At 74.1% G+C, this 4860-nt stretch carries 5 protein-coding genes and 1 pseudogene; all 6 read left to right on the top strand.

The annotated features are described in order from the left end of the window. Positions 1-17: 17 nt before the first annotated feature. Entirely contained in the window at positions 18-269 is a 252-nt protein-coding gene (locus ACIPJI_RS14215) for an acyl carrier protein (RefSeq protein WP_005321585.1), read from the top strand. Beyond that, positions 266-1534: a beta-ketoacyl synthase N-terminal-like domain-containing protein gene (locus ACIPJI_RS14220; RefSeq protein ID WP_307710993.1), complete on the top strand. Its 1269-nt coding sequence runs from the start codon at positions 266-268 to the stop codon at positions 1532-1534. The genes ACIPJI_RS14215 and ACIPJI_RS14220 overlap by 4 nt, the downstream gene beginning before the upstream one ends. Before the next feature lie 34 nt (positions 1535-1568). Then, entirely contained in the window at positions 1569-2819 is a 1251-nt protein-coding gene (locus ACIPJI_RS14225) for a hydroxymethylglutaryl-CoA synthase family protein (protein WP_307710994.1), read from the top strand. Beyond that, entirely contained in the window at positions 2816-3568 is a 753-nt protein-coding gene (locus tag ACIPJI_RS14230; RefSeq protein WP_356622830.1) for an enoyl-CoA hydratase/isomerase family protein, read from the top strand. Before ACIPJI_RS14225 ends, ACIPJI_RS14230 begins: the two co-directional genes overlap by 4 nt. Beyond that, positions 3565-4341, top strand: coding sequence for a polyketide synthase (locus ACIPJI_RS14235; RefSeq protein WP_356622829.1), 777 nt, complete (start codon positions 3565-3567; stop codon positions 4339-4341). The genes ACIPJI_RS14230 and ACIPJI_RS14235 overlap by 4 nt, the downstream gene beginning before the upstream one ends. A 46-nt stretch (positions 4342-4387) precedes the next feature. Continuing rightward, positions 4388-4860, top strand: a pseudogene (locus tag ACIPJI_RS14240) (hypothetical protein); the annotation flags it as partial.

The following is a 4860-nucleotide window of genomic DNA, read 5'->3' on the forward strand; positions in this document are numbered from 1 at the left end:
GAGGACGACCACAGACCATGACAGAGGAAGAGATCTTCGCGGTCATCCGCGCCCAGATCGTCGACGTACTGCCCGAGACGGCCGGCATCGACATCACCCTCGACCACAGCATGCGCGACCTCGGCGCCAACTCCATCGACCGCATGGACGTGGTGATCGCGGCCCAGGACGAGCTCGGCATCACCGTGCCGGGCGCCGCCCTGACCCGGGCCGAGGACCTGCGCTCGCTCGTCGCCGTCTTCCGCTCGCACCTGAGCACCCACGCGTGAAAGCGCTGCCCGGCCCCGTGGCCGTCACCGCCGCCGCGGTCCTCACCCCGCTCGCCGAGGACCTGGACGGCTTCACCGCCGCCCTGCTCGCCGGCCGCAGCGCGGTGACCCTCGGCGGCGAGGACACCGGCGCCCTGCCCGTCGCCGCCCTCGACGGCTTCGACCTGTCCGCCTGGGCCGACCGGCACCTGCCCGGCGAGGACGCCACCGCGGCCCGGCTGCGCAAGGTCGCCGGCCGGGCCGCGCTGCCCGCCCGCACCGCCGCCTGCGTCGCGCTGCGCGCCGTGCGCGACGCGCGGCTGACCGGGGAGCAACTCGCCGACGGCACCGCGCTGATCGTCGCCGGCAGCAACCTCGCCCTCGCCCACCAGGCGGCGACCGTCCTGGGCCACGACCGGGCCCCCGGCCGGCTGCGCGCCTCCTACGCGCTGACCCACCTCGACGTGGACACGGTCGGCGCGGTCAGCGAGCTCACCGGCATCCGCGGCGAGGGCTGGGCGCTGGGCGGCGCTTCGGCCAGCGGCACCCTCGCCCTCATCCAGGCCGCCCGTACCGTCGCCGCCGGCTGGGCCGAACGCGTCCTGGTCGTCGCCCCGGTCGCCGAACTGTCCCCGGTGGAGACCGAGGCGCTGCGCCGCACCGGGGCGATGGCCCACGAGCACTTCCGTGACGAACCCGCCCGGATGTGCCGGCCCTTCGACGCCGCACGCCAGGGCTTCGTCCGCGGCGAGGGCGCCGCCGCGCTCGTCCTGGAACACCCGCACGCCGCCCGCCGCCGCGCAGCCCCGGTCCTGGCCGAGATCACCGGGCACGGCCAGCGCCTGGACGCCCGGCGCGGCACCGAGCCCGACGCCGACGGCCAGGCGGCCGCCATGCGCGCCGCCCTCGCCACCGCCGGCCTCGAGCCCGACGACATCGACTACGTCAACGCGCACGGCACCGGCTCCGTCCTGGGCGACACCACAGAAGCGGCCTCCCTCACCAAGGTGTTCGGCGCCCGCACCTCGCTGCGCGTCAACTCCACCAAACCGCTGACCGGCCACTGCCTGTCGGCGGCCGGCCTGATCGAGGCCGCCGCCACCGTCGCGCAACTGCGGGCGGGCACCGTCCACCCCAACGTGAACCTGGAACAGCCCGACACCACCGTGCCGCTGGCCGGCCGCACCGCCGAACACCTGCCGCTGCGCACCGCACTCAGCAACAGCTTCGCCTTCGGCGGCATCAACGCCTCCGTGGTGATCCGCCTCCCCGACCCCCGGCCCTGAAGCCACCAGAACCTGTAGTTACGGAGAGAAGACCATGAAGCAGGTCGGCATCGAAGCCATCAACGCCTACTGCGGTGAGACCTACATCGACGTGCCGACCCTGTTCGCGGCCCGCGGCCTCGACGACAGCCGGATCGGCAACCTGATGATGGCCCGCAAGAGCGTCGCACTGCACTGCGAGGACGCCGTGTCCTTCGCCGTCAACGCCGCCAAACCCATCATCGACGCCCTCACCGACAGCGAACGCGACGCGATCGAACTGCTCATCGTCGGCACCGAGTCGGGCGTCGACTTCGGCAAGTCGCTGGCCACCTACGTCCACGACCACCTCGGACTGCCGCGCAGCTGCCGCCTGTTCGAGACCAAACAGGCCTGCTACAGCGGCACCGCCGCCCTCCAGATGGCCGCCGCCACCGTCGCCGCCAGCCCCTTCGAGGGCACCAAGGCCCTGGTCATCAGCAGCGACGTGGCCCGCCCCGTCCCGCACACCTATGTCGAACCCAGCCAGGGCGCCGGAGCGGTGGCCATGCTCGTCGGCGACCGTCCCGTCGTCGCCGCCTTCGACCCGGGCGCCAACGGCTTCCACTCCTACGAGGTCATGGACACCTGCCGCCCCGACCCCGAGGCCGAGGCCGGCGACACCGACCTGTCCCTGCTCACCTACATCGACTGCCTCAAGGGCTCCTTCACCGACTACGCCCGCAAGGTCGAGGGCGCCGACTTCCTCGACACCTTCGACCTGCTCGCCATGCACACCCCCTTCCCCGGCATGGTCAAGGGCGCCCACCGGGCCGCCCTGCGGAAACTGAAGAAGGGTCTGGCCCCCCAGGCCGTCGAGGACGACTTCACCACCCGCCTCGGCCCGGCGATCCGCTATCCCCAGCAGGTCGGCAACATCTACGCCGGCACCGTCCACCTCGCCCTCGCCTCCACCATCGACAACGCCGTCATCGACCGCGAACACCGCGTCGGCGTCTTCTCCTACGGCTCCGGCTGCGCCTCCGAGTTCTACAGCGTCACCATCACCCCCGCCTCCCAGGCCGCCGTCCGCGCCATGGGCATCCGCGAAGCACTCGACGCACGCTACGAGCTGAGCATGGACGAGTACGACGCGCTGCTCACCGCCACCGCCGAACTCAAATTCGGCATGCGGGAGTTCACCTTCGACCTCGACCGCTTCCCGCAGATCACCAAGGAACGCTTCACCGGCGGACGCCGCCTGGTGCTCGCCGCCGTACGCGACTACCACCGCGAGTACGTGTGGCTCGACGGAGGCGCCCGATGACCGCCGTGACCCTCACCCGCGCCCGCGGCGTCATCCGCGCCCGCCTCGACGCGCCCGAACGCCGCAACGCCATCACCCCCCTGCTCCTGGACAACCTCCACGCCGCCCTCGACGCCGCAGAGGCCGACACCGGCTGCCGCGTCCTGGTCCTGTCCGCCGGCGGCGACGACTTCTGCGCCGGGACCGACCTGTCGGGCGGCGTGCCCGACACCCTGCCCGCCCCGGGTGACACCGGCGAACTCCCGTACTGGCGGCTGCTGGAGCGCCTCACCAGCACCCCCGTCGTCACCGTCGCCGTCGTCGACGGCCACGCCCACGCCGGCGGCGTGGGACTGGCCGCCGCCTGCGACCTGGTCATCGCCGGCCCCCGCGCCCGCTTCCGGCTCACCGAGGCCCTGGTCGGCCTCGTGCCCGCCATGGCATTGCCGTTCGTGGCCCGCCGCACCGGCGAGCAGCGCGCCTTCACCGCGACCCTGCTCGCCGAGGACCTCGACGCGGCCGCCGCCCACGCCTGCGGCCTGGCCGACGAGGCCACCGACGACGCCGAAGGCGCACTGCGCCGCACCCTGGTCCACCTCAGCCGCGTCGACCGGTCCACCACCGGCGCGCTCAAGACCTGGCGGACACGGCTGTTCCCCCGCGACGAACACCTCGGCGCCGACGCCGCGCACACCTTCCTCAGCCGCCTCACCGACCCCCACGTCCACCGGCTCCTCGGCCGCGTCACCGCCCCGGAGCGTGCCGCATGACCACCCCCGCGACCAGCGCCGCCGCGCCCGTCGTACGGCTGACCCGGGAAGGACCGGTGGCCGTCGTCACCCTCGACGACGCCGAGGGCCGCAACACCTTCTCGCCCGCCCTGACCGCACAACTCGTCGACTGCGTCGAACGCGCCGCCGCCGACCCCGACACCCGCGCCGTCCTCGTCGAAGGCCGCCCCGAACTGTTCTGCGCCGGCGGCACCCAACGCGAACTCGTCAACTTCGCCCGCGGCCACGGCAGCTTCGACACCGACGACTTCTTCCGCGTCTTCGCCCGCTGCCCCCTGCCGGTGATCGCCTCCCTCCAGGGCCACGCCATCGGCGGCGGCCTCGTCCTCGCCCTCTACGCCGACTTCGCCGTCTTCAGCGAACGCTCCCTGTACGCGGGCAACTTCATGCGCTACGGATTCACCCCCGGCATGGGCGCCACCCACCTCTTCCCCGCCCGCTTCGGCCGCGAACTGGGCACCGAGATGCTCTACACCGCCCGCAACTACCGCGGCGCCGAACTCCGCGAACGCGGCGCCCCCGTCCGCGTGGTGCCCCACGCGGACGTCCCGCGCACCGCACGGGAGGTGGCCCGCTCGGTGTGCGGGCCGCCGCGCACCTCCGTCGAACTCCTCAAACAGGAACTGGCCGCGCCGCTGCTGGCCGCCACCACCGAGGCGATAGCCCGCGAGGCCGACCTGCACCGCACCAGCTTCCGGCTGCCCGAGGTGCTCGACCGCATCGAAGCCGCATACGGCGACACCGGCCGCTGACCGTACGACCGCCCGCCCCCTGCCACGCGAGGACCCGAGGGAACCGATGGACGCGAAAGAGATCCTGACCCGATACAAGAACGGCACCCTGGACACCGCGTCCGCCACCGCCCTCCTCCACCCCACCCCGGCCCCCGCGCCCGCGGCGGCCGGCGCCGTGGACCGTGACCGCGCCGCCGCGTTGTTGCGGGCGGCAGCGGGGGAGGGGCGTCCCGATGGGGACGGCCCCGCGCCTGCGGGCGACGGCGGCGTGCCGGTGGCCCGTGCCGCCGACGCACCGTCGCGTCCCGTGCCTGCGGCGCCCGGCGTGGCGGACGCGTCGTCACATTCTCTGCCTGGGGCGGCCGGCGCCGTGGACCGTGACCGTGCTGCCGCGTTGTTGCGGGCGGCGGCGGGGGAGGGGCGTCCCGGTACGGGCGGCCCGGCGCCTGCGGGCGACGGCGGCGTGCCGGTGGCCCGTGCCGCCGACGCACCGTCGCGTCCCGTGCCTGCGGCGCCCGGCGTGGCGGACGCGTCGTC

The sequence above is a fragment of the Streptomyces sp. NPDC086835 genome (assembly GCF_044745705.1).
In the GTDB taxonomy this organism is placed as follows: Bacteria; Actinomycetota; Actinomycetes; order Streptomycetales; family Streptomycetaceae; genus Streptomyces.

Excerpts from the sequence above, each read along its gene's own strand:
- ACIPJI_RS14230 (WP_356622830.1), top strand. The coding sequence starts at position 2,816 with ATGACCGCCGTGACCCTCACCCGCGCCCGCGGCGTCATCCGCGCCCGC.
- ACIPJI_RS14235 (WP_356622829.1), top strand. The coding sequence starts at position 3,565 with ATGACCACCCCCGCGACCAGCGCCGCCGCGCCCGTCGTACGGCTGACC.
- ACIPJI_RS14225 (WP_307710994.1), top strand. The coding sequence starts at position 1,569 with ATGAAGCAGGTCGGCATCGAAGCCATCAACGCCTACTGCGGTGAGACC.
- ACIPJI_RS14215 (WP_005321585.1), top strand. The coding sequence starts at position 18 with ATGACAGAGGAAGAGATCTTCGCGGTCATCCGCGCCCAGATCGTCGAC.